Origin of the sequence: Spongiactinospora sp. TRM90649 (genome assembly GCF_029382225.1) — a bacterium.
Classification (GTDB): domain Bacteria; phylum Actinomycetota; class Actinomycetes; order Streptosporangiales; family Streptosporangiaceae; genus Spongiactinospora.
On the sequence record NZ_JARLTC010000108.1, the window covers coordinates 1 to 642 of the forward strand.

Below are 642 nucleotides of genomic sequence, written 5' to 3' on the forward strand. Positions count from 1 at the left end.
CTGCACCACATCGCCGCCGACGGCTGGTCCATGCGGCCCCTCGCCCACGACCTGTCGGCCGCCTACCAATCCCGTAGTAACGGCACCGCTCCTGACTGGGAGCCGCTGCCGATCACGTACACCGACTACACGCTGTGGCACCACGACCTGCTCGGCCAGGATCGTCATCTGGAGTTCTGGCGGACGGCCCTGGCGGGGATGCCGCACCAGATCACGCTGCCCGCCGACCGGCCGCGGCCCGCCGTCCCGACCCACCAGGGCCGAACCCTCGCCGTGAACCTCGACGCGGGGTTGCACGCCGCGCTGCGCCGCACCGCGCGCACCCACGACGTCACCGTGTTCATGGTGCTGCACGCCGCGCTGGCCACCGTCCTGCACCGACTCGGCGCCGGAACCGACATCCCGATCGGCACCGTCACCGCCCAGCGCAGCCACCAGCACCTCGAAGACCTCATCGGATTCTTCGTCAACACCCTCATACTCCGAACCGACCTGTCCGAAGACCCCACCTTCACCACCCTGCTGCACCGTGTCCGCCAGACCGACCTGACCGCCTACGACCACACCGACCTCCCCTTCGACCGGCTCATCGAAGACCTCCAGCCCGCCCGCACCCTCACCCACCACCCCCTCATCCAGGTG

General features: G+C 69.6%; 1 protein-coding gene. It reads left to right on the forward strand.

Annotated elements, in window-relative coordinates:
- The coding region (locus tag P3X83_RS43195) for a condensation domain-containing protein (protein ID WP_277311262.1) at nucleotides 1–642 on the forward strand (642 nt) is incomplete at both ends.